This is a genomic window from Allotabrizicola aquatica (SeqCode), assembly GCF_965194375.1.
GTDB classification, from domain to species: domain Bacteria; phylum Pseudomonadota; class Alphaproteobacteria; order Rhodobacterales; family Rhodobacteraceae; genus Tabrizicola_A; species Tabrizicola_A aquatica.
In genome coordinates this window covers 293644-318642 of record NZ_OZ239428.1, presented here as the reverse complement: position 1 = coordinate 318642, position 24999 = coordinate 293644, and the positions used below count along the sequence as shown (strand labels likewise).

The following is a 24999-nucleotide window of genomic DNA, read 5'->3' as shown; positions in this document are numbered from 1 at the left end:
GGGCAATGTGCGAGGAAAGCAAAGAAAGGCGCGGCCTTAACCCCTGTCGATCTGGAAATTCGATCGCGCTGCGCGCAAAAGCTGCAGGGCGGTGCCAAGGTTCGCCTCCTGCGAACCGCTGACGTTCAGCGTCCAGCCCTCACTAGGGGCCAAGGGTTCCAGCGTGGCCAACTGGCTGTCCAAGAGCGCCAAGGGCATGAAATGCCCCCGCCGCTCTGCGAGCCGTTCGGCAATCACCTCACGCGGGGCCACAAGGTGCAGGAACTGCACCGGCCCTGCCGTGTCGCGCAGGCGGTCGCGGTAGGACCGCCGCAGGGCCGAGCAGGCCATCACGCCCGCGCCCTTTGCCAGAACCGCCCCCACCGCCTGCAACCATGGCCGGCGGTCGGAATCGGTCAAGGGCTGGCCCGCCGCCATCTTGGCGCGGTTGGCCGCCGGGTGCAGATCATCGGCGTCCGTAAATGGCAGCGCCAGTGCTGTGGCCAGCGCGGCCCCAAGGCTTGATTTGCCGCAGCCAGACACACCCATGACGACAAGCCTCATGGCTTATGCCTCATCGCGCACCAAGAGCACCAGCGCCAGCACCGTCAAGCCCACGCCCCCCAGCACCAAGGTCGGCGGCGGGCTGCGCCCCAGCGCGATTTCCCACAAAATCACCCAGCTGGGCACCAGGTAGGTGTAGGCCATCACCTTGGCCGAGGGCAGCCGCATCGTTGCATATTGCAGCAGCACAAAGGTCATCGCACTGGCCGCAACCGAGACATAGATCAGGCAGATCCAGACAATGCCGGGCAGGGCGGTCCAATCGGTGGCAAGCACATCCTGCCAGCCCCACAGCACCAAAAGGATGAACCCCGCGAACATCGTGCCAAAACTGAACACGACTGCAGGCTCGCCTCGGTTCAACTTGCGGACCATGGGCGCATAAAAGGCGTGGGCCACACAGCCCCAGAAAAAGATGATCTCGCCCGACCCGATCTGAAACCGCAAAAAGGCGGCAAAATCGGCGCGGAATATCACCCAAAGCGCGCCGGCCGCCCCAACGGCCAGCGCCAGCGCCATGCGCGGTGTCGTGATCTGGCACAAAAGAAGCCAGCCAAACCCCGCTGCCATCACCGGGGTCAGGGTAAAGACGGCGGCGGTTGAAACGGCCTCGGCGGTTTGCAAGCCCTTGAACATCAGCACGAAATAGGCTGCCAACAACCCGCCCAAGATCACATAGCGCCACGGCGCGCGCCATGTCTGGCGCGAAATCCCCGTGGTCGCCAGCGCGGCCACGCCCACCAAGGCCCCGGCCAAGGCAAAGCGCAGCACCGTCAGTGCCTCGGGGGCGACATAGGGTGCGGCCATCGCGCCCAAACTGAACGACCCCGCCACCAAAGCCGAAAAGGTCAGCATGGCCACATGCCCGCGTTGGGCGGCTGTCAGATGCATGTGGTGGCCCAATCTTCGCTTGCGCGCTTTAGGTGTGTCAGAAAACTTTGCACCTTCAGCGTACGATGCAAATCGACATGGGTCACAATCCACAAAGGCGCCGCCCATTCAGGGCGGGGGGCAAAGACCTGCACCAAGTCAGGGTTTTGGCTGGCAAAATGGCTGGTGCAGAACCCAAGTCCAAGCCCAGCCTTCAGGGCCTCAAGATTGGCGGCGGGTTCGGTGATGCGAAAGGCAATCGCTTCGGCCGGCACCTTGTCGCGCAGCCAGCGGTAAAACGGCGCGCGGTTGTCGGGGCTTTCCGGGCCGATGAACTGGTGCTGGGCCAACTCCGCCTCAGACCCCGGCAGGCCGTGCATGTCGACATAGCTGCGCGCGGCGTAAAGCCCATAGTCCATGGTGATCAAAGGCTGCACCACATTGTCCGGCTCTTGCGGTGCGGCCCCAGCGCGGATGGCAACATGCGCCTCGCCGTAATCCAGCCGGAACACCCGCATATCGGTCAGAAAGCGGATTTTGACCTCGGGGAAATCGGTCAGATAGGCGGCAAAGACCGGGGCCATCAGATCGGCGATCCCGGTGATTGCGGTGACGACAAGTTCGCCCGTCACCGTCTCGCCCTGACCCTTGATGCGGCTGGCCAATTGGCCAAACTGCTCTTCGGTGGTCTGGGCGACCAACAACAGATCGCGCCCCGCTTCGGTGGGCGTATAGCCCCGCGCATGGCGCTGAAAGAGCTTGGCCCCCAGCCGCTTTTCCAAGGCATCGATGTGCCGGATGACGGTGGCATGATGCACGCCCAAAACCTCGGCCGCGCCCGACACTGTGCCCAGTCGCGCAACCTGAAAGGCGGTGCGAATTTCGTCCCAGTTTTCCATGTCTTCGGTTTCCCTGTGCGCGGTTGCACAGATGAAAAGACCGGAGCGCGGTGGGATGCAAGGGAGAAAACGCCCGGGCCGGGGGTGGCCGTGCCCTATTTAGATGGCCCGTTGCCCCGCGATCAGGACGCGCCGTCGCCGCGCATCATGCCGATGGCGGCCTTCATCGCCCCGTCAAGCCACAGCCGCGCGCCGTCAATGGCAGCGACATAGCCGGTCAAGACGCCCTCCAGCCCCGGGATCTGCTGGGCCAGTCGGGGGGCCATGACATAAAGCGCCACCACCACCGCCCCGATCACCACCGAGAGCACAAAGCCCGACCGAAACGCGCTTTTGTCGCCTGCACCGGGCAGGCCGTCCGACACTGCGCCCACATCTCCCGCCCGGCGCTCGGTTGAGGCGCGAAGCGTCGTGTTGATCTCGTCAATCTCGGGCAGCATGTCGCGGCGTGATTGCGGCTTGGCCGGGGTGGGTTCTTCGCCCTTCATCCGCGCGATGCGTTGGGCGACGGCGTCCGGCTCTGCCATCTCGGCACTGCCCTGCGGTGCCGCGGCTGCCGCCACCGTGGCGGCGATCGCCTCGGTCAATCCAAGGTCGGTCTGAGTCTCAATCGGGGGCGGGGCCTCGTTCCGGCGTGCCAGCTTTTCGCGCTCGGCTTCTTCACGCAGCACGGCAAGAACCGACTCATCCAGCGCCCGCGCGGGGGGCTCTGCGGCCCTGTCCTCATCGGCGGTCTGCACAGGGGGCGGATCAAACAGCGCCTGTTCGGCGGCCAGGTCTTCTTCAACCCGAGTCGACAGCTGAAACCATGCATGACCACAGTTCGAACATTGCACGTCGCGTCCGGTGTCGGGGATGGCCGAGGCGTCCACCTCATATTCCGCATCGCAGTTGGGGCAGATAAGGCGCATTGAAATCGATCCGACCACGGGAAACACAAGTTGATGCGCGTTTGTAGCAACGATGCGGGCCATGTCCAAGCCTTTGTGCTGGATTGCCCAACGCTGGCGATTGAAACCGCCGCGCCCATGGGCGAGTATCGCGCCCGTAACAGAGTGGGTGCAGGGACGGCCGTTCGTGATTTCCTTTGACAATGTGGCCTATAACTACGGCGGCGGAGAGCTGTTGTCGGACATGTCCTTGCGGCTTGCACCGGGGTCGTTCCATTTCCTGACCGGCCCATCGGGGGCGGGTAAGACCACCTTTCTGAAACTGTGTTACGCGGAACTCCTGCCCACGGCGGGCCATGTCACCCTGTTTGACCGCGATGTGCATGGGCTGACCCGCGATGATGTGGCCATGACGCGCCGCCGCATCGGCGTCGTGCATCAAGACTGCCAGTTTCTGGACCATCTGAGCCTTGCCGCCAATGTCGGCTTGCCGCTGACGGTCGCGGGCCGCCATTCGGGAGAGGGTGATCTGGCCGATCTTCTGGCTTGGGTGGGGTTGGACAAACTCTCTGGTGCCCTGCCGCCCTCGCTGTCGGGGGGCGAGCGGCAGCGCGCCGCGCTGGCGCGGGCCATCATCATGGGGCCGGATGTGATCTTGGCCGATGAGCCGACGGGCAACCTGGATTGGGAGATGTCGCTGCGCCTGCTGACCCTTTTGGTCGAGTTGAACAAGATGGGCAAAACCGTGCTCGTCGCGACCCATGATCTGAACCTGATCCGGCAGGCGAAAGCGCAGGTGCCCGCGCGGGTCTTGCGGATCGCGAAGCGCCGGGTGCAGCTTGCGGGGGCGGATCTGTGAGCCCCGTCCTGTCCTCGCTTGTGACCCGCCTCATGCCGTCGGCGCCCGCTGATTCTGTGGTGCCACCTTCAGGCCATACTGCGTGGCTGACCTCGTTCACCGCAGGGGCTATGACCTTTCTCGCCGTCTTTGCGCTGGCGCTCTCGCTCGCCTCGGGCCGCTTGGCCGACCGCTGGTCGGGCGCTTTGGAGCGCACGGCCACCGTGCGGCTTTCCGCCCCCGAGGACCAGATTGATCTGCAGGTCACCGCCGTCCTTGGCGTTCTGGCCACTACACCCGGCATCGAAAGCGCCCGCGCCCTGACCGAGGACGAACAGCGTGCCCTGCTGGAGCCGTGGTTCGGCCCCGATCTGCCGGTCGAGGCGCTGCCCTTGCCGCGGCTGATCGAGGTGGTCGAGGATGGCACCGGCTATGACAGCACCGGCCTGCGCCAGCGTCTGGCCGCCGAGGCCCCCGGCGCTGTTCTGGACGACCATACCCGCTGGCGCGAACCCATGGCGCAGGCGGCCACGCGGCTGCGGCTTTTGGGGCTTTTGTCGATCGGGCTGATTGGGGCTGCCATGGCGGCGATGATCACGCTGGCCGCCAATGCCTCACTTGCGGCCAATGCCCAAGTGATCAAGGTGCTGCGCCTTGTCGGCGCACGCGATGCCTATATCGCCCGCGCCTTCGTGCGCCGCTTTACGTTGCGCGCCACCGCCGGGTCGGCCATCGGCGCTGTCGCTGGGCTGTTGGGTGTGCTGGCGCTGCCCGCCACCCATGCCGCAGGCGGCTTTCTGACCGGCCTTGGCTTTCAGGGCTTGGGCTGGCTTTGGCCGTTTGTCCTGCCCCCCTTGGCCGCCTTTGTCGCCTTTGCGGCCACCCGCGCCGCCGCCCTTCGCACATTACGGGAGTTGACCTGAGATGCTGGCCATCCGCTGGGTTCTGTCACTGATCTTCATCATCCAGATGTATCTGGCCATGGCGGTGGTGGCGATCGGCTTTGCCCCCTTCGCGCTGTTTTCCCGCGCGGCCGCCGTTAAGGCCTGCCACGTTTACTGCCAATGGGTGATCTTTTCGCTGCGCATCCTGTGCGGTCTGCGCTGCGAGGTGCGGGGCACGCCCCCCACCGATGAAGTGGTGATCGCAGGCAAGCATCAAAGCTTTCTCGACATCATCCTGATCTACAGCGCTGTGCCGCGCGGCAAGTTCATCATGAAACGCGAGCTGATGTGGACCCCTTTCTTGGGCCAATACGCCCGCCGCATCGGCTGTGTACCGGTCAACCGGGGTAAGCGCGGGGCGGCGATTGCCAAGATGAAGGCCGATGTGATGGCTGGGAGCGAATTTCCGGGCCAGCTGATCATCTACCCCCAAGGCACCCGCGTCGCCCCGGGGGTGAAACGTCCCTACAAGGTGGGCACTGGGCTTTTGTATGAGCAGCTTGGCCAGCCTTGTGTGCCGGTGGGCACCAATGTTGGCGTGTTCTGGCCCAAGCGCGGCATCCTGCGCAAGCCGGGGCTGGCGGTGGTGGACTTTCTGCCCCGCATTGAGCCCGGCCTGCCAGTGGCCGAGTTCATGGAGCAGCTGGAGACGGTGGTGGCGCAAAGCTCCAACGCGCTGATGGCCGAGGCAGGGTTTCCCGGCTGACCGCCCCTGTCTTTCAGGGCGGTCGGCTTAGGCCAGCTTCAGAGCGATAACACCGGCAAGGATCAACAAGACCCCCGCCACCCGCAGCGTGTTGACAGGCTCGGCAAATAAGAACACCGCTGCAATCGCGGTTCCCAAGGCCCCAATCCCGACCCAGACCGCATAGGCCGTGCCAACCGGCAGCGTTTTCATGGCGACCGACAGCATCCAAAACGACGCCAGCGCCAGCACGATGGTCACGATCGAGGGGATGGGGCGGGTGAAGCCTTCTGAGTATTTCAGCCCCATCGCCCAGCCGGTTTCTAGAACGCCAGCAATCAGCACAATCAGCCAGGCGTTCATGCGGCAAGCCCCTTTGACCCCATCGACAGGAACTTCTGCCGCCGGTCCTTGATGATCTCGGCGCGTTTCTTGCCGGCCATTTCGGCCAGCATCGCCTCAATCGCCTTGCCCACGGCGGCCACGGTATCGGCCCGGCCGCGCTGCGCGCCGCCCACAGGTTCCTTGATGATCCGGTCGATCACGCCCAGCTTTTGCAGATCCTGCGCCGTCAGCCGCAAGGCCTCGGCGGCCTCGCGCATCTTCTCGGCGTCTTTCCAAAGGATCGAGGCGCAGCCTTCGGGCGAGATCACCGAATAAACCGAATGTTCCAGCATGGCGACGCGGTTGGCCGTGGCAAAGGCCACAGCCCCGCCCGATCCGCCTTCGCCCACCACGATGGAGAAGAGCGGCACGCCAATTTCCAGACATTTGGCGGTGGAGCGGGCAATTGCCTCGGCCTGACCGCGCTCTTCCGCGCCCTTGCCGGGATAGGCGCCGGGCGTGTCGATTAGGGTCACAACCGGCAGGTTGAAGCGGTCGGCCAGATCCATCAGTCGCACCGCCTTGCGATAGCCCTCAGGCCGCGCCATGCCAAAGTTGCGCTCGATCCGGGATTTGGTGTCATGGCCCTTTTCATGGCCGATCACCACCACGGGCAGGTCATTGAACCGCGCGATCCCGCCCATCACCGCATGGTCATCGGCAAAGCTGCGGTCGCCCGCGAGCGGGGTAAACTCGGTGAACAGCCCCTCAATGTAATCTTTGGTGTGCGGGCGGTCCGGATGGCGCGCCACTTGGCATTTCTGCCATGGGGTCAAAGACTTATAGAGATCTTTCAAGAGGCTGTCCGACTTGCGGTCCAGCGCCTCTGCCTCTTTCGAGACGTCCATGGCCGGGTTTGCGCGCGCCAGCGCCCGCAGTTCCTCGGCCTTGCCTTCAATCTCGGCGAGTGGCTTTTCGAAATCCAGATAGTTCATCGGGCACCCTTCAGACGGATCGCCCCTATATGGCCAGAAGCGGGGCAAGATGCAACTCGCCCCGGCAGCCTCGGCCCTATCCTGCCGCTTGCCCCTGATCCAGCGCGATCAGATGCGCCACATGGTCGGGCCCACAGGACAGCTTCTTGGCCACCTTGCTGTCGGGTGTGACCACCCGCCAAAAGGGCACCACCTGATGCAGCTGCTTGCCCGCCGCCAGATCGGCCAGCGCCACTTCGGCCACCACGCGCAGATAGATCGCCGTTGTCACAGGGCACATGGAATTCGCACCCGCCTTGCGCGCCAGTTCGTTGCGCAGTCGGTCCACCGTCCGCGTCTCGCCATGGGGAATGCGGGCAAGATAGTTCGCGATCTCGCCGGGAGAGGAAATCAGCATCGTGTTCCCAGCTTTCACCCCTGCGAAATCGGCATGCAGCATGACCACATGGGGTGCTTTCGGCGCGTCGAACCGCTTGCGCCAATCGGTTGGTTTGCGTGGCTTCACTGACATTGATTACCCCTCCGCTCGTGCCTTAAGTGCCGCCAGATATTTGGTGGCGAAGGCTTGCGGGTTAAAGAGGAGCCGCGCCAAAATTCGCCCCAAAGGCGAAGGGATATGGGCGCGCTCCAGCACCTTCATTTGCGTGCCCTGGGCCTGCGGCGTCATCACCGCCTCCCATGTCCCCGAGTAGCCCGCCTCTGAGGCAAAGCGCAGGCGGATGCTCGCCTCGCTCATCTCCTCGGCGACAAAGCTGATCCGCTCACCCCGGGCCGTCACCTCGACCCAACCCTCGGCGGTGCGTTCCACAGCGGCAATTCCGTCGCGCCACGCCACTTGTGCCTCCACATCCGCGATCACTGCGACAATGCGGGCGGGCGGTGCATCGATCACCGTCTCGGCCCGTCCCTCGCGCGTTGCGGGCAAAAGCCAGCCCACCAGTACCACCAGCCCCGCCGCAACCAGCAAGGCAACAGCCGCCCATATTATGATCCGCATAAAAATCTCCGTATGAACCCTGCACCTGCCTTAGCAAAGGACCGAGTTCCGCCGAAGTATCTTCATTTTTTAGATTTATTTTCAGGGACATACCCGAAATTAGCCCCTAAAACAGCACCGCCCCGTGGCTGGGCCACGGGGCGTGCATCTCCTCCCAAGGATGCGGGTTCGGGCCTCCTCTCCCAGCCCCCGCGCGGGTATCTCTTGGCGTCTGACCCGAAGCTGACGCTAAGTCACGTTGCTTGCCCGGTTCCGGGCCAATCTGTCAACGATTCCTCAGGCCCCTAGCTCAGGCGCCCATGATCAGTTCATACTGTTTCACGATCACCTCGGCCTGTTTCATCGAGGCGATGTCAATCAGCTTGCCCTTATAGGTCGTGGCCCCCTGCCCATTGGCCTTGGCCTCTTCCATCGCGGCCAGAATGGCGCGGGCGTCGGCCACGGCGGCATCAGAGGGGGTAAAGACCTCGTTGGCCAGCGCGACCTGCTTGGGGTGGATCGCCCATTTGCCGACCATGCCAAGGGTGGCGGACCGCAGCGCCTGCGCGCGGAAGCCCTCATCGTCAGAGAAATCACCAAAGGGACCGTCCACCGGCAAGACGCCATGGGTCCTGCAGGCCGCGACGATGGCAGCCTGCGCCCAGTGCCACGGGTCCGACCAATGCTTTGCGCCTTCACGCAGCATGTAATAGTTCTCTTGCGTCCCGCCGATGCCTGTCGTCTGCATCCCCATGCTTGCCGCGAAATCCGCAGCACCGAGACTCATGGCCTGCAGGCGCGGGGAAGAGGCGGCGATTTCCTCAACATGGGCAATCCCGGCAGCCGACTCGATGATGACCTCAAAGGAAATCGGCTTCGTCCGGCCCTTGGCGCGCTCTACCGCCGTCACCAGCGCATCCACCGCGTAAACGTCAGCCGCACAGCCCACTTTCGGGATCATGATCTGGTCAAGGCGCGGCCCGGCCTGTTCCAAAAGATCCACCACATCGCGGTACCACCACGGCGTATCCAACCCGTTGATCCGCACGGACAGGGTCTTGTTGCCCCAATCAATGCCGCTGATCGCGGCAATGATATTGGCCCGCGCGGCGTCTTTGTCCGAAGGCGCCACCGAGTCTTCCAGATCGAGATTGATGACATCCGCCGCCGATGCTGCCATCTTTTCAAACAAGGCTGGGCGTGAGCCGGGGCCGAACAGCTGGCAGCGGTTCGGACGGGCAGGGGGGGCGGGCTGCAGGCGGAAGCTCATCGGATGCCTCGGGTAAGTTAATTTCAAGTTCCTGCGGCGCAGCGATAGATTATTGCGGGGCTATTCGCAAGCGCTTGTTTGCAGGCGCAGCATCTCTTGTACAAGCTGTCGGGCTTGAAGGGATCGCTTGACAGGCTGTCGCAATTGCTTTTGTACGAACGTACATCAGCCCGCAAATGACGCCTCAAGGAACACTCCGAATGCTCGATCTGAGCGGTACCAAAGCGCCGGTGAACCAAAAGCTTCGCATCACGGCCTTAAGGATTGTGTTTGTCCTTTTCCTGCCGTTGATCGTGTTTTCCCGACCCGTCTGGATCGATAACCCTTGGCTGCTCGAACCGATGGAATTGGTTGGAACACTGCTGATAATTGCTGCTGTGCTTGGCCGTTTCTGGGCGATACTCTATATTGGCGGTCGCAAGAACAGAAGTGTGTTTCAAGATGGTCCTTATTCGATGATGCGGCATCCTCTATATACCTTTTCAACAATCGGCGTGGCGGGCTTTGGCTTTATGCTTGGATCGGTGCTGCTGACCGTGATGCTGACCTTGATCTTTTTTACGATCCTGTCGGTGACTGCATCCAAGGAAGAGGTATACCTGCGTGCTCAATTCGGCACTGCCTATGATGAGTATGCCGTGCGCGTGCCGCGATTGATCCCCAAATTGCCATTGTTCAAAACAGGACCCGACGTGACCTTTGACGTGGCAAGCTTGTGGGACAACCTGCGGGACGCCTTCGTCTTCCTTGGTCTGATCCCGATTGCAAAGCTTCTGGGGATGGCCAAGGCCACTGATCTTTGGCCCACCTTCGCGATCTTCTAAGATGTTCAGCGTCTGCCATAACGTCTTTGCCCTCGCCCAAACGTTCACCATCTCACGCGGGTCCAAGACCCATGCCCATGTGCTGACCGTTCGCATCACGCGCGGCGGGATCACCGGCTGGGGCGAATGCGTGCCCTATGCCCGCTATGGCGAAAGCCTTGAGTCCGTGACCGCCCAGATCGAAAGCCTGCCCGAAACCATCACCCGTGCCGCGCTGCAAAGCGCGCTTCCGCCAGGTGCCGCCCGCAATGCGGTGGACTGCGCGCTGTGGGATCTGGAGGCGAAAACAGCAGGCCGCCGCGTTTGGCAGCTGGCCGGCCTCCCTGAGCCGGGGCCAAAGGTGGTGACCTATACCCTATCGCTCGACACGCCCGAGGCGATGCGCGCCATGGCCGCCACTCATGCCCATCGCCCGGTTCTCAAGATCAAACTCGGCACGCCCGATGACATGCCCCGGCTGGAGGCTGTGCGCCAAGGCGCGCCGCTTGCGAAAATCCTGATCGACGCCAATGAAGGCTGGACGCCCGAGATTTACACCGAGCTTGCCCCGCACCTTTTGCGCCTTGGGGTGGCTTTGGTCGAACAACCCTTGCCTGCGGGGGCTGATGAGATGCTCGCTGAGATCGCCCGCCCGCTGCCGGTTTGTGCCGACGAATCCTGTTTCGACGCCGCCAGCCTGCCCGCGCTCAAGGGCAAATATGACATGGTGAACCTTAAGCTCGACAAGACCGGGGGGCTCACCGAGGCGCTGCGCACACGTGACGAAGCCGCCCGGCTTGGCTTTGGTCTTATGGTGGGCTGCATGGTTGGCAGCAGCCTAGCGATGGCCCCTGCGGTCTTGGTGGCGCAGACGGCGGATGAGACAGACCTTGACGGCCCGCTTCTGCTGGCCCAAGACCGGGAGCATCCGCTGCGCTATGATGCCCATGGCGTGCATCCGTCCACACCAGAGCTTTGGGGCTGACCATGACCCGCACCGTTTACCTGAATGGCGACTACCTGCCCGAGCATGAGGCCAAGGTCTCGGTCTTTGACCGTGGCTTCCTGATGGCCGATGGGGTCTACGAGGTGACCTCGGTGCTGGATGGCAAGCTGATCGACTTTGCCGGTCATTGCGTGCGCCTTGCCCGCTCTTTGGGCGAGTTGGAGATGAAAAACCCCCATAACAACTTGGAATGGCTGGCCATTCACCGCGAGTTGGTGGCCCGTAACGGCGTGACCGAGGGCATGGTCTATCTGCAAGTCACGCGCGGCAACCCCGGCGACCGCGACTTTGCTTATCCCACCCCCGAGACGGAACCCACCGTGGTGCTGTTCACCCAGTCAAAGCCTGGCCTTGCCGACAATTCACTCGCCAAGACCGGCATGAAGGTGATCTCGATCCCCGATCTGCGCTGGGCGCGGCGCGACATCAAAACGGTGCAGCTTTTGTATCCGTCGATGGGCAAGATGGCCGCCAAAAAGGCCGGGGTCGATGACAGCTGGTTCGTCGAAGACGGCGTGGTGACCGAAGGCACTTCGAACAACGCCTATATCGTCAAGGGCAACCGCATCATCACCCGCCAGCTCTCGCATGACATCCTGCACGGCATCACCCGCGCCGCCGTTTTGCGCTTTGCCACCGAGGCACAGATGGAGGTGGAGGAACGCCCCTTCACCATCGCCGAGGCGCAAGCGGCCGATGAGGCCTTCATCTCCAGCGCATCGGCCTTTGTCATGCCGGTGGTCGAGGTGGACGGCAAAGCGGTGGGCACCGGCAAACCCAGCCATATCGTCGCGCGTCTGCGCGAGATCTACCTTGATGAGATGCGCCGCGCGGCGGTCTAAAGCGCCGCCAAGACCTCTTGCAAGATCGGCGCCAGCCGCGCAGCCCACGCGCGCTGTTGGCCCTCGGTCGCAATCAGATCATTGCGCAGCTCAATCAGCGTGTTGTGCCGCCCCACGGCCAAGGCATGCCGATCAATCGCATCGCCGGGCAGGTGGCCGTTGTAGGGCTCGTTGTCGCCCACACAGAGATCTGCCTCGGCCTGAAGCCGCGCAATCAGCGGCAGCGAAAACCGGCTGTCCAGATGCGAATGGAGGACGCCCACATGCCAAGGCCGGGGCGGGCGGCCCTTCAGGCAGGGGGTAAAGGAATGGATGGCGACGATCACCGTATCCTCGCGCCGCGCGGCAAGCTGGGCATAGGCGGAATGATAGGGCCGATAAAGCCGCGCCAGCCGCTCTTCAATCCCCGCTTCATCCAGATACCGATTGGCGGGAATGATCGTGCCGTCATAAAGCCGCATCACCAAGGTCGGGTCATCCTCGCCCCGGTTCGGGTCAATCACCAAACGCGAGAAATCCGACAGGATCGCCGGGCTGTCCAAGGCCTCGGCCAGCGCGCGGGTCAGCCCCGCTGCGCCCACATCCCATGCGATATGCCGCGCCATATCCTCGGGCGCGATGCCCAAAGACCCGGCCCCCACCCAATCCGGCACCCGATTGGACGCATGATCGCAGGTCACCAGCCAGCGCCCCGGACGGCTCTCGCCCATGATCTGATAGGCCTCCTGCACGGTTGTCACCTTGTCTTTACCGATCCTGTCTAGCCTTCCACCGGAAAAACCTTGCTCATGCAACAGGGCAAGCAGAAAGTTAGCGCTAACGGCTTGCCTCGTTGCCCCCAGAGGCATATTCGTCCATAAACCCGCGAAACCCCGAAGTTTCCAGACACAGACCAAAAGGACTAGGCCGCCATGAGACGCCTGCGCAGTGTAAAGATCGTTGCCACTCTCGGCCCAGCCTCTAACGACTACGCCACCATCCGTGCCTTGTTTGAGGCGGGTGCCGACGTGTTCCGCCTGAATATGAGCCACGGCACCCATGCCGACATTGAGGCCCGCCACACCATCATCCGCAAGGTCGAGGCCGATCTTGGCCGCCCCATCGGCATTCTGGCCGATCTTCAGGGCCCGAAGCTGCGCGTCGGCTCCTTTGCCAATGGCGAGGAAGAGCTTGTCGAAGGCGCCAAGTTCCGGATGGACCTTGCCGCCACGCCGGGTGACGCCACCCGCGTGCAACTACCCCATCCCGAGATTTTTGCCGCCCTTGAACCCGGTGCCAGCCTTTTGGTGAATGATGGCAAGATCCGCCTTGTGGTGGATGACTGCGGCAAGGATTTCGCCAATTGTACCGTCACCGTTGGTGGCACGATTTCCAACCGTAAGGGCGTGAACGTGCCCGACGTGGTGCTGCCCCTAGCGGCACTCTCGGAAAAAGACCGGGGCGATCTGGAATTTGCCTGCGCGCTGGGCGTGGATTGGCTGGCCCTGTCCTTCGTCCAGCGCCCCGAAGATGTGACCGAGGCGCGTGGCCTAGCCAAAGGCCGTGCCGCGATTCTGTCGAAAATCGAAAAGCCCGCAGCGGTAAAGGCCTATGACGCTATCTTGCAGGTGTCAGACGGCATCATGGTGGCGCGTGGCGATCTTGGCGTGGAGCTTCCCGTCACCTCGGTGCCGCCGATCCAGAAGCGCCTTGTGCGCGGCGCGCGTGCGGCGGCCAAGCCGGTGATCGTGGCAACCCAGATGCTGGAATCGATGATCGAAAGCCCGGTGCCCACCCGCGCCGAAGTGTCCGACGTGGCCACCGCAATCTATGAAGGTGCCGATGCCGTCATGCTGTCGGCCGAATCCGCCGCCGGCAAATATCCGATCGAAGCCGTGACCACGATGCACAACGTCGCGCTCTCGGTTGAAAAGGACCCGACCTATCGTCAGGTGATCGAAGCCTCTCGCGTTGTGCGCCGCGAAACCATTGCCGATGGCATCGTCTCCGCCGCGCGCGAGATTGCCGAGGCGACCAACATCAAGGCCATCGCCTGCTTCTCGCAATCCGGCCAAACCGTAAGCCTTGTGGCGCGTGAACGGCCCCGCGTGCCGATCATTGCGCTGACACCGCTGATGTCCACCGCCCGCCGCCTTGCGCTGACATGGGGCGCGCATTGCGTCATCACCGAACCGCAAGAACGCTTTAAGGGTGCGGTGATTTCTGCCGTTAAGGCCGCCCGCGCCGATGGCTTTGCCGGGGAAGAGGACATGATCGTCGTCACCGCTGGTGTGCCTTTCAACGTCAAGGGCACCACCAATATCCTGCGCGTCGCGCCCTGCGATGAACGGTTGATTTCGAAGGTCGATCCTGAATAACTGAACTTAGGTTCAGTGTGTGAGGGTGCGATGGATACGGATCTGATGCTGGTTCTTGGGCTGGCCATCTCGGTGCTGGCCATTCCCTCGCTTCTGTCGGCCTTTGCCGAAAGCCGCGCGCCGCGCGCTGGTGCCATTATGGTGCTGATCGGCGGTGTGCTTGTGGTGGTGGCGCTGACGCAAAAGCCGTCAGGTTATACCTTTGCCGAAATCCCCGAAGTCGTGTTTTCGGTGATTGGGCGCTTTATCAACTGAACTCTTGCACCTTTCGCAAAGCCCGCCTATGACGGCGGCTTCAATACCCTGCGGGGCCGGCCAACGTGGCATGCCGAGTCGCGCCTGTAACCATGGAGATGGAAATGCCCAAGATGAAGACGAAATCCGCTGCGAAAAAGCGGTTCTCCTTCACGGCCAATGGCAATGTGAAGGCAGGCGTGGCCGGCAAGCGCCACGGCATGATCAAGCGCTCGACGAAGTTCATCCGCGACGCATCCGGGACGATGATCCTGTGTGATAGCGATGAGAAGATCGTCAAGAAATACATGCCGTATAACCGCTAAGGAGGCCTGAGATATGTCCCGCGTAAAATCCGGCGTTGTGACCCACGCCCGTCACCGCAAGGTGATCAAGAAGGCGGCTGGCTATTATGCCGCCCGCTCGACCAATTTCCGCACCGCAACTCAGGCCGTCGACAAGGCCCAGCAGTATGCGACCCGTGACCGTAAGGCCCGCAAGCGCCAGTTCCGCGCCCTGTGGATCCAGCGGATCAACGCCGCTGTGCGTCTGTTCGACCTTGAAATGACCTACTCGCGCCTGATCGACGGCCTCTCCAAGGCTGGCATCGAAGTGGACCGTAAGGTTCTGGCCGATCTGGCCGTGCATGAGCCCGAGGCGTTCAACGCCATCGCCGCCCAAGCCAAGGCCGCTCTGGCCTAAGACGCGACCAAGTTTGAAAAGGCCCCGCCATTGTGCGGGGCCTTTTTCGTTTTGCCAGTCAGTTTGCGTCCCCAAGCCCCGTGGCCAGCCCCCGCTGCGCAGCACGCCGCTTCGCACCCAGAGTATTTTGGCCAAGATGAAAGCCTAGCGATTGGACGGGTGCTGCGGGCAGGTCAGAAGATGGTCATTCACCATGCCCACCGCCTGCATGAAGGCATAGGTGATCGTCGGACCGCAAAAGGTGAAGCCCTCTTTCTTCAGCGCCTTGGCCAAGGCCTGCGCCTGAAGCGTTTGGGTTGGCGCGGCGGCCATGTTGGGCAGATGGTTGAGGATCGGCTGATGGTCCACATGCTTCCAGATGAAGTTTGAAAACCCCTCACCCGCCTCAATCCGCAAAAAGGCCCGCGCGCCGCGGATGGTGGCTTCGATCTTGCCGCGGTGGCGGATGATGCCGGGGTCTTGCAGAAGGCGTAGGGTTTCCGCCTCGCCCCATGTGGCGACGACGGCGGGGTCGAACCCGGCAAAGGCCGCTCGAAAGGTTTCACGGCGGCGCAGGATGGTGATCCAGCTGAGCCCTGCCTGAAAGGCCTCCAGCATCAGGCATTCCCATAAGGCGCGCGGATCATGTTCGGGGATGCCCCATTCGCTGTCATGGTAGGCGACATAAAGCGGGTCTGTGCCGCACCATGGGCAACGGGCAAGGTCGGTCATGCAGGCTCTCGCGAATGTGGATCATTTGAGGCAAGAGCCATCTTTTACCGGGTCTTTACCTGAAAGGCGACACTTTGGCGCGGTGAAGGGATTGCTCTTTCGCAGGGCGAACTTGGGGGGCCATATGCAGCCAGAACAGCGCAAACCGAAACTTGACGCCGTTTCAGGTGTGGCAAGCCCGTTGGGCGTCATGATCTCGCAGCAGGATCGTGAAACCATTTCAATGGTCCGCGAGGCGATCGACGCCCGCCGTATGCGGCTGGCCTATCAGCCGGTGGTGCTGGCGCGCGACCCTGATCGCGTTGCGTTTCACGAAGGGCTGATTCGCGTGTTGGATCCAAATGGCCGGGTTATTCCCGCCAAGGACTTCATCGGTGCCGTCGAAAGCACCGACATCGGGCGCGAGATTGACTGCATCGCGCTGGAACTGGGGTTGAGCGCCCTGCTTCGCCATCCGGCAACACGCATTTCCATCAACATGTCGGCCCGCTCCATCGGCTATCCTCGCTGGATGCGTGTCCTGAAAAAAGGCCTCGCCGCCGATCCCACGGTGGGAGAGCGGCTGATCCTTGAGATCACCGAAAGTTCGGCCATGCTGGTGCCCGAACTGGTGATCGCTTTCATGAAAGATCTGCAGACCGAAGGCGTCGCCTTTGCGTTGGATGATTTCGGATCGGGCTATACCGCCATCCGCTATTTCAAGGATTTCTTCTTTGATATCCTCAAGATCGACGGTCAGTTCATCCGCAACATCCACCGCGACCCGGACAATGCCGCCCGCACGGCGGCGCTGTTGTCGATTGGTCAGCATTTTCACATGTTCACCGTCGCCGAAGCCGTCGAAAGCCCCGAGGAAGCCCGGTTTTTGATGAACCTGGGGGTAGATTGCCTGCAGGGTTATCTCTTTGGCGCGGCCAACCTGAAACCCGATTTCGGCCCCGCCATTCCCCAGCGCAAACGCGCGTAACGGTGTGCTGCGTCACAATGGCACGCAAGCATGCTTGCTTTTGCATGTCGCTTTGCCTAGCCATGCTGCAAAGCGGCATCCCGTCGCTGGGCGAATGGAGGGGATAGTTCATGACCAATGTGGTAATCGTTGCAGCGGGGCGGACCGCCGTTGGCAGCTTCAACGGCGCGTTCGCGGGCACTCCGGCCCATGATCTGGGTGCTGCGGTGATCGAAGGCGTCGTGGCCCGTGCCGGGATCGACAAGGCCGAAGTGGAAGAAATCATTCTGGGTCAAGTGCTGACCGCAGGTCAGGGCCAGAACCCGGCCCGTCAGGCCGCCATCCGCGCCGGTCTGGCGAAAGAATCCAGCGCCTGGGGTCTGAACCAGGTCTGCGGCTCGGGTCTGCGGGCGGTTGCCTTGGGCGCGCAGCATGTCACGCTGGGCGACGCCAAGATCGTCATCGCCGGTGGTCAGGAAAACATGTCGCTGTCGCCCCATGTCGCGCATCTGCGTGCCGGGCAGAAGATGGGCGACCTCAACTTCATCGATTCGATGATCCGTGACGGTCTGTGGGATGCCTTCAACGGCTATCACATGGGTCAGACCGCCGAAAACGTCGCCAACCAGTGGCAGATTTCGCGCGACATGCAGGATCAATTCGCGCTGGAAAGCCAGAACAAGGCCGAGGCCGCGCAGAAGGCGGGCAAGTTCGCCGATGAGATCATCGCCTTTACCGTGAAAACCCGCAAAGGCGATATCGTGGTCGATGCCGACGAATATATCCGCCATGGCGCGACGTTGGAGTCGATGCAGAAACTGCGCCCGGCCTTCACCAAGGACGGCTCGGTCACCGCAGGCAATGCCAGCGGCATCAATGACGGCGCAGCGGCGGTTCTGCTGATGACCGACAAAGAGGCCGAAAAGCGCGGCCTGAAGGTCTTGGCGCGGATTGCCTCCTATGCCACCGCCGGGCTTGACCCGTCGATCATGGGCGTCGGCCCGATCTATGCCAGCCGCAAGGCGCTGGATAAGGCGGGCTGGAAAGTCGGCGATCTTGATCTGGTCGAGGCGAATGAGGCCTTTGCCGCCCAAGCCTGCGCTGTGAACAAAGACATGGGCTGGGATCCGGCGATTGTGAACGTGAACGGCGGCGCGATTGCCATCGGCCACCCGATCGGCGCCTCGGGCTGCCGCGTTCTGAACACGCTGATCCACGAAATGGGCCGTCGCAACGCCAAGAAGGGTCTGGCGACCCTGTGCATCGGTGGCGGCATGGGCGTGGCCCTGACGCTGGAACGTTAAAACTTCGCCGCAATCGCGAAATTTCGCCGCATCTGCAAAATGGGCGCGCAATAAAGTTGCGCGCCCCTCGTCATTTCGGTAACAGGATTTCAACGACGTACACTGTCATACCTAAAATGGAGGAATCATGGCACGGGTAGCATTGGTCACAGGCGGATCGCGCGGCATTGGCGCGGCGATTTCGGTGGCACTGAAGGCGGCAGGATACAAGGTGGCCGCAAACTATGCAGGCAATGATGAGGCGGCAGCCGCCTTCACCAAGGAAACCGGTATCCCGACCTACAAATGGTCAGTCGCCGATTACGACGCCTGCGTGGCGGGCATCGCCAAGGTTGAGGCTGAAGTTGGCCCGGTGGATGTGCTGGTGAACAACGCGGGCATCACGCGCGACGCCATGTTCCACAAGATGACCCCCGGCCAGTGGAAGGAAGTCATCGACACCAACCTGACCGGCCTGTTCAACATGACCCACCCCCTGTGGTCGGGTATGCGTGACCGCAAGTTTGGCCGTGTCATCAACATCTCGTCCATCAACGGCCAAAAGGGTCAGGCGGGCCAAGCCAACTATTCGGCCGCCAAGTCGGGCGATTTGGGCTTTACCAAGGCTTTGGCGCAAGAAGGCGCCCGCGCGGGCATCACCGTGAACGCGATCTGCCCGGGCTATATCGGTACGGAAATGGTCCGCGCCATTGACGAAAAGGTGCTGGCCGAACGCATCATCCCGCTGATCCCGGTGGGCCGTCTGGGCGAGCCGGAAGAGATTGCGCGCTGCGTGGCCTTCTTGGCCGCCGACGATGCGGGCTTTATCACCGGCGCCACGATTTCTGCAAATGGCGGGCAGTACTTCGTCTAAGCCGAACTCATGACCCTCCAAAGCCCGGCCCTGCGGCCGGGCTTTTTCATGCCGACCCTTGCGGCAGGCCAGATGCCGCCGTAACGCTGGGCGCAAAGCGCAGGGGGCAGAGATGACACGGCAAAAGGCGACCGCCATCGGCTTTACCGCCATTCTGATGTGGGCGCTGCTGGCGCTGATGACCATCGGTTCGGCCCCAGTGCCGCCTTTTCTGCTGAACGCTTTGTGTTTTGGCATTGGCGGGGCCATTGGGCTTGTCTGGATCGGGTTTGGCGCGGGGTTCGGGGTGCTGCGTCAAATCTCGTGGAAGGTCTATGCTTTTGGCACGATTGGCCTTTTCGGCTATCACGCGCTCTATTTCACCGCCTTTCGCATCGCCCCCTTCGCCGAAACCGGGCTGATCGCCTATCTTTGGCCCCTCTTCATCGTGCTGTTTTCCGGCCTCTTGCCGGGCGAGCGTTTACGCCCGCTGCATGTCATCGGCGCGCTGGTGGCCTTTGCTGGGGCCGGGTTGATCGTGATGGGTCGGGGGGGCAGCGCGGAGGCCGTGCCGGTTCTGGGCCTGTCGCTGGCCTTTCTCTGTGCGCTGGCTTGGGCGGCCTATTCGGTGCTGTCGCGGCGTCTGGGCGATGTGCCGACGGAATCGGTTGTTGTCTATTGCCTGCTGACCGCAGCCCTTTCGGTGCCTGCGCATCTGATCTGGGAGGTCACCGCATGGCCGCAGGGCAGTTGGGGCTGGCTGTCGGTGATTGGCCTTGGCCTTGGCCCGGTGGGGGCCGCGTTCTTTACATGGGACATCGGCATGAAGAAGGGCGACATCCAACTTTTGGGCGTCGCATCCTATGCCGCGCCCTTGCTGTCCACCTTGGCCCTGATCGCCGCCGGGCTTGCCGAGGGCAAACCGATCTTGCTTTTGGCAGCGGTTCTTATCACGGGCGGGGCGGCGTTGGCCGCCCGCGCCAGCCTGAAAGCTCAGGCATAAGGAATCGGGCCTAACCGCTTAGGCTTGCGACAGGCGGCCGATCTCTTCCTTGATCTTCAGCTTCTGCTTTTTCCACTCAGCGATCTGCAAGTCACTTGCACCCGGCGCGCGCTGCGCTTTTTCGACCATATCGGCTAGGTTTTCGTGCTTCTTCTTGAGTTCGGAGATGTGGGAAGCGACGCTCATGGAAGTCCTCCTGATGATGGTGGCAACATCTTCAGTGCACCACGAATCGGGCGGTCTGTCACGAAAACTTCACATCGCGTTCCGGCGCATTTGGTCAAAATTCGCTGAATTCCGCTGAGAGGCTTTCGCCGCCGCGCAGCACCGCGCTGGCGCGGGGGGTATAGTTCTCGCGGTCGCCATCATGCGCCGCGCCCTGATGCAGCACCAAGGGTGCCAAGAGCTGGAACGCGCCTTTGCCGCCCTTGCGGGCGCGCAGCACGATGCGCAGCGCCGCGCGACCCTCACGTGGTTGCAAGGGCAGGACGCTGGCCGAGCCCATCTTGCTGCCCATCGCCGCCAGAACGGCAGGCAGCCCATCGGCCCCGCAGATCAAGGTCAGCCAACCGCCAGGGGCCAGACGGCGCGCGGCGGCCTGCACCCAATCGCCCAAGGGGGTGTCCACCTGCAAGGCCGTCGCCCGCGCCGCATTGGGCGAGCGCGTGCCTCCGGCCGGGTAATAGGGCGGGTTGGCAATGACGTGGTCGAAATCCCGGCGCAGCGCGACGGGCATCTGCGCCAGATCGCCGCATTCGACCTGCATCTCGACCCCGTTTTCGGCCGCATTGCGCCGCGCCAGCGTCGCATAGGCGGGCTGCAACTCCAGCCCGGCAAGCTGCACCCCCGGAACCCGTGCGGCAAGGCACAACGCCGCCGCTCCGGCGCCGCAGCCCAGATCCAACACGCGTTCGCCCGCCTTCGCCGGGCAGGCGGCTGCCAAGATCACAGGGTCTGTCGCCGCGCGATAGCCCTTTTTCGGCTGCCACAGGTGCAAACGCCCGCACAGGAACGCATCACGCGACAGCGCGGCCTCGTCAAAATCAGGGCTCTGCATCATAGCCTTCGTCAATGCCATTGGCCCGAATAACCGAGCGCGCCTCGACCCAATCCCGCTCCAGCACCATCAGCCGGCGCGGCAGAATGCCTATGCTGCCTTCGAACACGCTCATGTGGACGTCCAGCACAAAGCTGGCTATATCCTCGCCTTCAAGAAGGGCTTGGGCAAAGGCGATCACAGTCGGATCGGTTGTCTGAAGCAAAAGTTTCATGGCCCTAGTTTCGCGGCTGTGAGACAGAAAGTCGAGACGAATGGGGATGTCCTTGGATCACATGCCAAAACCGCAGGATCGTTTGGCAGATTATCTGGCTGCCGATATGGCTGCGGTCAATCTGTTGATCCGCGAGCGTATGGCCTCGGAACACGCCCCCCGCATTCCGCAAGTCACCGCCCATCTGATCGAGGCGGGCGGCAAGCGCCTGCGCCCAATGCTGACCTTGGCCGCAGCGCGGCTGTGCGGCTATGCAGGGCCCTATCATGTGCATCTTGCCGCGGCGGTGGAGTTCATTCACACCGCCACGCTGTTGCATGATGATGTGGTTGACGAAAGCGCCCAGCGGCGCGGGCGGCCGACGGCGAACCTGCTGTGGGACAACAAATCATCGGTTCTGGTTGGCGACTACCTTTTCGCCCGCAGCTTTCAGCTGATGACCGAACCTGGGCAGATCCGCGTCTTGGCGATCCTTGCCAATGCTTCGGCCACCATTGCTGAGGGTGAGGTTTTGCAACTGACCGCCGCGCAGGATCTGGCGACGAGCGAGGACATCTATCTGAAAGTGGTGCGCGGCAAGACCGCTGCCCTGTTCTCGGCGGCGACCGAGGTGGGCGGCGTTGTCGCAGGCGCGCCCGAAGATGTGGTGCAAGCGCTTTACACCTATGGCGACGCTTTGGGCATCGCCTTTCAGATTGCCGATGATCTTCTGGATTACACCGGCACCACGGCCGCCATCGGCAAGAATGTGGGCGACGATTTCCGCGAGCGCAAGCTGACCTTGCCGCTGATCAAGGCGGTGGCCAAGGCCAATGCCGAAGAGCGCGCCTTTTGGGTGCGGGTGATTGAAAAGGGCGACCAGCGTGAGGGTGACCTCGCGCAGGCGCAGGAAATCATGAACCGTCACGGCGCTCTGGACGCGGCGCGCGCGGATGCGCTCGCATGGGCTGCCCGCGGGCGTGCGGCTTTGGCGCAGGTGCCTGACCATCCTTTGCGCCAGATGCTGGATGATTTGTCGGCCTATGTGGTGGCCCGGATCGCCTGATCAGGCCGCTATCGCCGCCGCTTCAACCCACCATGTCGGATAGGCGGCGCGGATGGCCGCCGCTGCTGCCCCTGCCGATTGCGCATCGGCGAAAAGCCCAAAGCAGGTGGCCCCTGATCCCGACATCCGTGCGAGATAGCAGCCCGCCTGCGCCCCAAGCGCTGCCTTGGCCAGCCCGATGACAGGCTCTGCCTGCAGGGCGGGGGCTTCCAGATCGTTGCGCTGTGCTGCCAGAAACGCCGCCAACTCGGCCACGGTGCTGAGCCGTGGCAGATCGGCGGGCATGGGGGCGTTGTCCTTGCGCGCCAGACCCTTGAAGACCACCGGGGTGGACACCTGAACGCGCGGATTGACCAGCACCAGATGGGCGGGTGGGAGGGCATGGGGCAGGGGGCTGACCTGCTCTCCAACCCCTTGCATCCGAGCGGCATGCCCGGCAAGGCAGACCGGCACATCGGCCCCAAGCGCCAAGACCTGGTCTGCCGAGGGCAAACCCAGCCCCCACAACCGTGACAAGGCCACCAGCGTCGCCGCCGCATCGGCAGAGCCGCCGCCAATGCCCGAGGCGACGGGCAGCCGTTTGTCCAGCGTGATCGCCGCCCCAAAGGGCGCGCCAAAGGCCCGCGCCGCGCGCAAGACCAGATTGTCCTCGGCCGCTGTCAGCCCTTGGCTTTCGGGGCCGCACAGGTCCAACGTCAGCGGCTTTGCCCCTGTGCACGTGATCACATCGCCCAGATCGGCAAAGACCACCAAACTGTCCAAAAGATGATACCCATCGGCCCGCTGCCCGGTGACATGCAGCGACAGGTTGACCTTAGCGCGCGCCAGCGCGGTTTCCGCCCGCGCGCTCACGGGTTGGCCTTGGCCTCAACCGGGGCAAGGGGTGGCGCCCCTTCTTCGGCCAGCACGGCGTCCAGCCCGATCTCAAGCTTGCGGCGGATGCGGGTGGCGTCCTTTTCGGTCGGCCCATAAGACATCGCTCGGTGCCACTGGAATTCGGCCTCGCGCGTGCGGCCCACGGCCCAGTAAACATCACCCAGATGGTCCGTGACAATCGGATCAACCGGCTCCAGAAGCGAGGCCCGCTCCATCGGCGCGACTGCATCTTGATAGCGGCCCAGCCGGTAATAGGCCCAAGCCAGACTGTCGATGATATAGCCCGATCCCGGTTCCTTTGCGACGGCGCGTTCGATCATCGACAGGGCTTCTTCAAGGTTTTCGCCCCGGTCGACATAGCTGTAGCCAAGGTAGTTCAGCACCTGCGGCTGGTCAGGGTTCAGCCGCAGCGCCTCACGCATGTCGGCCACGGTGCCTTCAAAGTCGCCCAGACGCTCGGCGCAGATGCCCCGGCTGAAAAACAGCCCCCAGTTCTCGGGGCGTGGCGGGCCCAAAAGGTCGATGGCGGTGGTGTAGACATCGCGCGCCTCGGCGAAACGCTCGTCGCGCCGATAGGCATCGGCAAGGGCGACATGGGCGACCAACAGATCAGGCTTTGCGCGGGCAAGGCCCTGCAGGATCTCAATCGCCGCTTCGGTGCGACCTGCGGACCGGTTTGCTTCTGCGCGCCCGATTTCCGCAATGTGGAACGTGGGGCTTGTGGCGGGAACCGTGGCATAAACCTCAATGGCAAGGTCATGCTGGCCTTGTTCCTCCAACAGCCCGGCGACCAAAAGGGCGGTGTCATCCTGATTGGGTCGCAGGGCCTGTGCGGCGCGGGCATAGATCAGCGTATGGGTCGCGTCGGCGTCCTGCCCCAGCGCCATGGCAACGGTGTAGAACACCTCGGCCAAGCCTTCCTTGGCGCTGGTGACGCTGTCGAACGGCACCGGTTCGCCTGCCGCAAGCCTGAGGCGCAACTGTGCCAATTCGGGATCTGGCTCGCCAACAAAGCTGGCGTCCAAAAGCGCCAAGGCTTCAGCGTTGCGCTCCAGCTGCGATAAGATGCGGGCATGGGCCAGCACTGCGCGCCGCAGGGACTGCAAGGCGCCCTGATTGGGATCGGATAAGATCGCATGGGCGCCTTCGTAGTCCCCTGCTGAGGCCAAGGCCAAGGCTTTGTGGTACATGCCAAAGGTGGCCATACCTTGGGTCTTGGAGAGGCTGTCCAAGGTCGCGGTCGCTTCGGACATGCGGCCCAGCCCGACCTCGGCCCATGCGCTGACCAACACATCCAAGAGCGCGCCATCGCTGGCCCCATCGCGGCTTGTCTCCAACACAAGCGCGTAATCCTCGGCCGCAATCGCCTCGACCAAAAGCGCAAGATATCCAGCCTGTGAAGACGCCCCAAGCTCTTGCAGCGCCCGGGCCATATTGGCCGCAGGCCCCCATTCCCCGAGCCCGATATTGGCGAGGATCGCACCTTCCAAAAGACCTGCGTTGGTCGGGTCACTCAGCAGAGCACGGGCGAACCAGTCTGCGGCGGCGGTGTGGTCAGACTGGCCCGCCGCAGCACGCGCCGCCAGAAAGGCCCCCGCATCGCCATCCACCATTTCGACCGGGTCGGTTTCGGCCTCTTGCGCCAAGGCGGGAAGCCCCAGTCCAAGGCAAAGCGCCATCAGAACCGGGCCGAACACAGGGCGAAGCACCTTGGGCGCGGGCGATGGCATGGGCAGGCTCCTTGTTGGATTGCCAAATAGCTAGTGAGACGGGCCGACAAAAGCAATGCGGGCCGGGGGATAGTTCCCCCGACCCGCATGAATTTGTCAGAAA

Annotated in this window: 32 protein-coding genes; 16 read left to right on the top strand and 16 right to left on the bottom strand. The window is 62.9% G+C overall.

What is annotated here, in order from left to right; all coding sequences use genetic code 11:
• Positions 1-36: 36 nt before the first annotated feature.
• The 4 genes from AC72UB_RS14800 to AC72UB_RS14785 all read right to left on the bottom strand — a co-directional run bounded on the left by AC72UB_RS14800 (position 37) and on the right by AC72UB_RS14785 (position 3223).
• Positions 37-543: a gluconokinase gene (locus AC72UB_RS14800; RefSeq protein ID WP_505190441.1), complete on the bottom strand. Its 507-nt coding sequence runs from the start codon at positions 541-543 to the stop codon at positions 37-39.
• Positions 544-546: 3 nt separating this feature from the next.
• Complete coding sequence (locus AC72UB_RS14795; RefSeq protein WP_505190440.1) at positions 547-1434, bottom strand: DMT family transporter; 888 nt, start codon at positions 1432-1434, stop codon at positions 547-549.
• Positions 1425-2312: a LysR family transcriptional regulator gene (locus tag AC72UB_RS14790; RefSeq protein WP_505190439.1), complete on the bottom strand. Its 888-nt coding sequence runs from the start codon at positions 2310-2312 to the stop codon at positions 1425-1427. The genes AC72UB_RS14795 and AC72UB_RS14790 overlap by 10 nt, the downstream gene beginning before the upstream one ends.
• A 122-nt stretch (positions 2313-2434) precedes the next feature.
• Positions 2435-3223 carry a zinc-ribbon domain-containing protein gene (locus AC72UB_RS14785; protein WP_505190438.1) on the bottom strand — a complete coding sequence of 263 codons (789 nt, stop codon included), beginning with the start codon at positions 3221-3223 and terminating at the stop codon, positions 2435-2437.
• Positions 3224-3256: 33 nt separating this feature from the next.
• Here AC72UB_RS14785 and AC72UB_RS14780 point away from each other — a divergent pair, with 33 nt between their 5' ends.
• From AC72UB_RS14780 to AC72UB_RS14765, 4 genes are read left to right on the top strand one after another with little or no spacing between them, the layout of a single operon-like run.
• Positions 3257-3403 carry a hypothetical protein gene (locus AC72UB_RS14780; RefSeq protein WP_505190437.1) on the top strand — a complete coding sequence of 49 codons (147 nt, stop codon included), beginning with the start codon at positions 3257-3259 and terminating at the stop codon, positions 3401-3403.
• The gene (locus tag AC72UB_RS14775; RefSeq protein WP_505190436.1) at positions 3390-4061 is read left to right on the top strand and encodes a cell division ATP-binding protein FtsE; all 672 of its coding nucleotides are present in this window, start codon (positions 3390-3392) and stop codon (positions 4059-4061) included. Before AC72UB_RS14780 ends, AC72UB_RS14775 begins: the two co-directional genes overlap by 14 nt.
• Positions 4062-4093: 32 nt before the next feature.
• The gene (locus AC72UB_RS14770; RefSeq protein WP_505190843.1) at positions 4094-4963 is read left to right on the top strand and encodes a cell division protein FtsX; all 870 of its coding nucleotides are present in this window, start codon (positions 4094-4096) and stop codon (positions 4961-4963) included.
• 1 nt (position 4964) lies between these two features.
• Positions 4965-5690 carry a lysophospholipid acyltransferase family protein gene (locus AC72UB_RS14765; protein ID WP_505190435.1) on the top strand — a complete coding sequence of 242 codons (726 nt, stop codon included), beginning with the start codon at positions 4965-4967 and terminating at the stop codon, positions 5688-5690.
• 27 nt (positions 5691-5717) lie between these two features.
• Here the strand turns inward: AC72UB_RS14765 and AC72UB_RS14760 are convergent, their stop codons facing one another.
• The 5 genes from AC72UB_RS14760 to AC72UB_RS14740 form a co-directional block, all read right to left on the bottom strand.
• Entirely contained in the window at positions 5718-6032 is a 315-nt protein-coding gene (locus AC72UB_RS14760) for a DMT family transporter (protein WP_463290320.1), read from the bottom strand.
• On the bottom strand, positions 6029-6988 hold the full coding sequence (locus tag AC72UB_RS14755) for an acetyl-CoA carboxylase carboxyltransferase subunit alpha (RefSeq protein WP_505190434.1): 960 nt from the start codon (positions 6986-6988) through the stop codon (positions 6029-6031). The genes AC72UB_RS14760 and AC72UB_RS14755 overlap by 4 nt, the downstream gene beginning before the upstream one ends.
• Positions 6989-7064: 76 nt before the next feature.
• Positions 7065-7499, bottom strand: coding sequence for a hypothetical protein (locus AC72UB_RS14750; RefSeq protein WP_505190433.1), 435 nt, complete (start codon positions 7497-7499; stop codon positions 7065-7067).
• Between the two features lie 3 nt (positions 7500-7502).
• Positions 7503-7985 carry a hypothetical protein gene (locus tag AC72UB_RS14745; protein WP_505190432.1) on the bottom strand — a complete coding sequence of 161 codons (483 nt, stop codon included), beginning with the start codon at positions 7983-7985 and terminating at the stop codon, positions 7503-7505.
• A 289-nt stretch (positions 7986-8274) separates the two neighbouring features.
• Entirely contained in the window at positions 8275-9234 is a 960-nt protein-coding gene (locus tag AC72UB_RS14740; RefSeq protein ID WP_505190431.1) for an L-malyl-CoA/beta-methylmalyl-CoA lyase, read from the bottom strand.
• Between the two features lie 200 nt (positions 9235-9434).
• Between AC72UB_RS14740 and AC72UB_RS14735 the strand changes: the two genes are divergently transcribed.
• The 3 genes from AC72UB_RS14735 to AC72UB_RS14725 are packed head-to-tail and all read left to right on the top strand — an operon-like array spanning position 9435 to position 11885.
• The gene (locus AC72UB_RS14735) at positions 9435-10058 is read left to right on the top strand and encodes a methyltransferase family protein (protein ID WP_505190430.1); all 624 of its coding nucleotides are present in this window, start codon (positions 9435-9437) and stop codon (positions 10056-10058) included.
• 1 nt (position 10059) lies between these two features.
• Positions 10060-11022: an N-acetyl-D-Glu racemase DgcA gene (dgcA, locus tag AC72UB_RS14730; protein ID WP_505190429.1), complete on the top strand. Its 963-nt coding sequence runs from the start codon at positions 10060-10062 to the stop codon at positions 11020-11022.
• A gap of 2 nt (positions 11023-11024) precedes the next feature.
• Positions 11025-11885, top strand: a complete 861-nt coding sequence (locus AC72UB_RS14725; RefSeq protein WP_505190428.1) for a D-amino-acid transaminase — start codon at positions 11025-11027, stop codon at positions 11883-11885.
• Here AC72UB_RS14725 and AC72UB_RS14720 read toward each other — a convergent pair.
• Positions 11882-12595 (bottom strand): N-formylglutamate amidohydrolase, encoded by a 714-nt coding sequence (locus AC72UB_RS14720; protein WP_505190842.1) that lies wholly within the window; start codon positions 12593-12595, stop codon positions 11882-11884. The genes AC72UB_RS14725 and AC72UB_RS14720 overlap by 4 nt on opposite strands.
• A 201-nt stretch (positions 12596-12796) precedes the next feature.
• On the opposite strand from AC72UB_RS14720, the gene pyk reads away from it, so the two are divergent.
• From pyk to rplT, 4 genes are all read left to right on the top strand, one after another.
• Positions 12797-14242, top strand: a complete 1446-nt coding sequence (pyk, locus tag AC72UB_RS14715) for a pyruvate kinase (RefSeq protein WP_505190427.1) — start codon at positions 12797-12799, stop codon at positions 14240-14242.
• A gap of 30 nt (positions 14243-14272) precedes the next feature.
• Entirely contained in the window at positions 14273-14497 is a 225-nt protein-coding gene (locus tag AC72UB_RS14710) for a hypothetical protein (RefSeq protein ID WP_463290327.1), read from the top strand.
• 104 nt (positions 14498-14601) lie between these two features.
• On the top strand, positions 14602-14802 hold the full coding sequence (gene rpmI, locus AC72UB_RS14705) for a 50S ribosomal protein L35 (RefSeq protein WP_505190426.1): 201 nt from the start codon (positions 14602-14604) through the stop codon (positions 14800-14802).
• 13 nt (positions 14803-14815) lie between these two features.
• Positions 14816-15178 carry a 50S ribosomal protein L20 gene (gene rplT / locus AC72UB_RS14700; protein WP_463290328.1) on the top strand — a complete coding sequence of 121 codons (363 nt, stop codon included), beginning with the start codon at positions 14816-14818 and terminating at the stop codon, positions 15176-15178.
• Between the two features lie 144 nt (positions 15179-15322).
• On the opposite strand, the gene AC72UB_RS14695 is transcribed toward rplT, so the two are convergent.
• Entirely contained in the window at positions 15323-15889 is a 567-nt protein-coding gene (locus tag AC72UB_RS14695; protein WP_505190425.1) for a DNA-3-methyladenine glycosylase I, read from the bottom strand.
• Positions 15890-16013: 124 nt separating this feature from the next.
• Here AC72UB_RS14695 and AC72UB_RS14690 point away from each other — a divergent pair, with 124 nt between their 5' ends.
• From AC72UB_RS14690 to yddG, 4 genes are all read left to right on the top strand, one after another.
• The gene (locus AC72UB_RS14690; protein WP_505190424.1) at positions 16014-16856 is read left to right on the top strand and encodes an EAL domain-containing protein; all 843 of its coding nucleotides are present in this window, start codon (positions 16014-16016) and stop codon (positions 16854-16856) included.
• 110 nt (positions 16857-16966) lie between these two features.
• On the top strand, positions 16967-18139 hold the full coding sequence (locus AC72UB_RS14685; protein WP_505190423.1) for an acetyl-CoA C-acetyltransferase: 1173 nt from the start codon (positions 16967-16969) through the stop codon (positions 18137-18139).
• 127 nt (positions 18140-18266) lie between these two features.
• Positions 18267-18992: an acetoacetyl-CoA reductase gene (gene phbB, locus AC72UB_RS14680; protein ID WP_505190422.1), complete on the top strand. Its 726-nt coding sequence runs from the start codon at positions 18267-18269 to the stop codon at positions 18990-18992.
• Positions 18993-19104: 112 nt separating this feature from the next.
• A complete protein-coding gene (gene yddG, locus AC72UB_RS14675; protein WP_463290335.1) occupies positions 19105-19974 on the top strand; it encodes an aromatic amino acid exporter YddG in 870 nt (289 codons plus the stop codon).
• An 18-nt stretch (positions 19975-19992) separates the two neighbouring features.
• Here yddG and AC72UB_RS14670 read toward each other — a convergent pair whose 3' ends face one another.
• From AC72UB_RS14670 to AC72UB_RS14660, 3 genes are all read right to left on the bottom strand, one after another.
• Entirely contained in the window at positions 19993-20160 is a 168-nt protein-coding gene (locus AC72UB_RS14670; protein WP_463290336.1) for a YdcH family protein, read from the bottom strand.
• A gap of 94 nt (positions 20161-20254) precedes the next feature.
• Positions 20255-21031 carry a tRNA1(Val) (adenine(37)-N6)-methyltransferase gene (locus tag AC72UB_RS14665; RefSeq protein ID WP_505190421.1) on the bottom strand — a complete coding sequence of 259 codons (777 nt, stop codon included), beginning with the start codon at positions 21029-21031 and terminating at the stop codon, positions 20255-20257.
• Positions 21018-21245 carry a putative signal transducing protein gene (locus tag AC72UB_RS14660; protein ID WP_505190420.1) on the bottom strand — a complete coding sequence of 76 codons (228 nt, stop codon included), beginning with the start codon at positions 21243-21245 and terminating at the stop codon, positions 21018-21020. Before AC72UB_RS14660 ends, AC72UB_RS14665 begins: the two co-directional genes overlap by 14 nt.
• A 46-nt stretch (positions 21246-21291) precedes the next feature.
• On the opposite strand from AC72UB_RS14660, the gene AC72UB_RS14655 reads away from it, so the two are divergent.
• Positions 21292-22290, top strand: coding sequence for a polyprenyl synthetase family protein (locus AC72UB_RS14655; protein ID WP_505190419.1), 999 nt, complete (start codon positions 21292-21294; stop codon positions 22288-22290).
• Here AC72UB_RS14655 and AC72UB_RS14650 read toward each other — a convergent pair whose 3' ends face one another.
• Together AC72UB_RS14650 and AC72UB_RS14645 are read right to left on the bottom strand one after the other, a co-directional pair.
• Positions 22291-23142, bottom strand: a complete 852-nt coding sequence (locus AC72UB_RS14650; protein WP_505190418.1) for a 4-(cytidine 5'-diphospho)-2-C-methyl-D-erythritol kinase — start codon at positions 23140-23142, stop codon at positions 22291-22293. It lies immediately after the preceding gene.
• Positions 23139-24896 (bottom strand): tetratricopeptide repeat protein, encoded by a 1758-nt coding sequence (locus AC72UB_RS14645; RefSeq protein WP_463290340.1) that lies wholly within the window; start codon positions 24894-24896, stop codon positions 23139-23141. The genes AC72UB_RS14650 and AC72UB_RS14645 overlap by 4 nt, the downstream gene beginning before the upstream one ends.
• Between the last annotated feature and the right edge of the window lie 103 nt (positions 24897-24999).

Excerpts from the sequence above, each read along its gene's own strand:
- AC72UB_RS14800 (WP_505190441.1), bottom strand. The coding sequence starts at position 543 with ATGAGGCTTGTCGTCATGGGTGTGTCTGGCTGCGGCAAATCAAGCCTT.
- AC72UB_RS14795 (WP_505190440.1), bottom strand. The coding sequence starts at position 1,434 with ATGCATCTGACAGCCGCCCAACGCGGGCATGTGGCCATGCTGACCTTT.
- AC72UB_RS14790 (WP_505190439.1), bottom strand. The coding sequence starts at position 2,312 with ATGGAAAACTGGGACGAAATTCGCACCGCCTTTCAGGTTGCGCGACTG.
- AC72UB_RS14785 (WP_505190438.1), bottom strand. The coding sequence starts at position 3,223 with ATGCGCCTTATCTGCCCCAACTGCGATGCGGAATATGAGGTGGACGCC.
- AC72UB_RS14780 (WP_505190437.1), top strand. The coding sequence starts at position 3,257 with ATGCGCGTTTGTAGCAACGATGCGGGCCATGTCCAAGCCTTTGTGCTG.
- AC72UB_RS14770 (WP_505190843.1), top strand. The coding sequence starts at position 4,094 with ATGCCGTCGGCGCCCGCTGATTCTGTGGTGCCACCTTCAGGCCATACT.
- AC72UB_RS14765 (WP_505190435.1), top strand. The coding sequence starts at position 4,965 with ATGCTGGCCATCCGCTGGGTTCTGTCACTGATCTTCATCATCCAGATG.
- AC72UB_RS14760 (WP_463290320.1), bottom strand. The coding sequence starts at position 6,032 with ATGAACGCCTGGCTGATTGTGCTGATTGCTGGCGTTCTAGAAACCGGC.
- AC72UB_RS14755 (WP_505190434.1), bottom strand. The coding sequence starts at position 6,988 with ATGAACTATCTGGATTTCGAAAAGCCACTCGCCGAGATTGAAGGCAAG.
- AC72UB_RS14750 (WP_505190433.1), bottom strand. The coding sequence starts at position 7,499 with ATGTCAGTGAAGCCACGCAAACCAACCGATTGGCGCAAGCGGTTCGAC.
- AC72UB_RS14745 (WP_505190432.1), bottom strand. The coding sequence starts at position 7,985 with ATGCGGATCATAATATGGGCGGCTGTTGCCTTGCTGGTTGCGGCGGGG.
- AC72UB_RS14740 (WP_505190431.1), bottom strand. The coding sequence starts at position 9,234 with ATGAGCTTCCGCCTGCAGCCCGCCCCCCCTGCCCGTCCGAACCGCTGC.
- AC72UB_RS14735 (WP_505190430.1), top strand. The coding sequence starts at position 9,435 with ATGCTCGATCTGAGCGGTACCAAAGCGCCGGTGAACCAAAAGCTTCGC.
- dgcA (WP_505190429.1), top strand. The coding sequence starts at position 10,060 with ATGTTCAGCGTCTGCCATAACGTCTTTGCCCTCGCCCAAACGTTCACC.
- AC72UB_RS14725 (WP_505190428.1), top strand. The coding sequence starts at position 11,025 with ATGACCCGCACCGTTTACCTGAATGGCGACTACCTGCCCGAGCATGAG.
- AC72UB_RS14720 (WP_505190842.1), bottom strand. The coding sequence starts at position 12,595 with ATGGGCGAGAGCCGTCCGGGGCGCTGGCTGGTGACCTGCGATCATGCG.
- pyk (WP_505190427.1), top strand. The coding sequence starts at position 12,797 with ATGAGACGCCTGCGCAGTGTAAAGATCGTTGCCACTCTCGGCCCAGCC.
- AC72UB_RS14710 (WP_463290327.1), top strand. The coding sequence starts at position 14,273 with ATGGATACGGATCTGATGCTGGTTCTTGGGCTGGCCATCTCGGTGCTG.
- rpmI (WP_505190426.1), top strand. The coding sequence starts at position 14,602 with ATGCCCAAGATGAAGACGAAATCCGCTGCGAAAAAGCGGTTCTCCTTC.
- rplT (WP_463290328.1), top strand. The coding sequence starts at position 14,816 with ATGTCCCGCGTAAAATCCGGCGTTGTGACCCACGCCCGTCACCGCAAG.
- AC72UB_RS14695 (WP_505190425.1), bottom strand. The coding sequence starts at position 15,889 with ATGACCGACCTTGCCCGTTGCCCATGGTGCGGCACAGACCCGCTTTAT.
- AC72UB_RS14690 (WP_505190424.1), top strand. The coding sequence starts at position 16,014 with ATGCAGCCAGAACAGCGCAAACCGAAACTTGACGCCGTTTCAGGTGTG.
- AC72UB_RS14685 (WP_505190423.1), top strand. The coding sequence starts at position 16,967 with ATGACCAATGTGGTAATCGTTGCAGCGGGGCGGACCGCCGTTGGCAGC.
- phbB (WP_505190422.1), top strand. The coding sequence starts at position 18,267 with ATGGCACGGGTAGCATTGGTCACAGGCGGATCGCGCGGCATTGGCGCG.
- yddG (WP_463290335.1), top strand. The coding sequence starts at position 19,105 with ATGACACGGCAAAAGGCGACCGCCATCGGCTTTACCGCCATTCTGATG.
- AC72UB_RS14670 (WP_463290336.1), bottom strand. The coding sequence starts at position 20,160 with ATGAGCGTCGCTTCCCACATCTCCGAACTCAAGAAGAAGCACGAAAAC.
- AC72UB_RS14665 (WP_505190421.1), bottom strand. The coding sequence starts at position 21,031 with ATGCAGAGCCCTGATTTTGACGAGGCCGCGCTGTCGCGTGATGCGTTC.
- AC72UB_RS14660 (WP_505190420.1), bottom strand. The coding sequence starts at position 21,245 with ATGAAACTTTTGCTTCAGACAACCGATCCGACTGTGATCGCCTTTGCC.
- AC72UB_RS14655 (WP_505190419.1), top strand. The coding sequence starts at position 21,292 with ATGTCCTTGGATCACATGCCAAAACCGCAGGATCGTTTGGCAGATTAT.
- AC72UB_RS14645 (WP_463290340.1), bottom strand. The coding sequence starts at position 24,896 with ATGCCATCGCCCGCGCCCAAGGTGCTTCGCCCTGTGTTCGGCCCGGTT.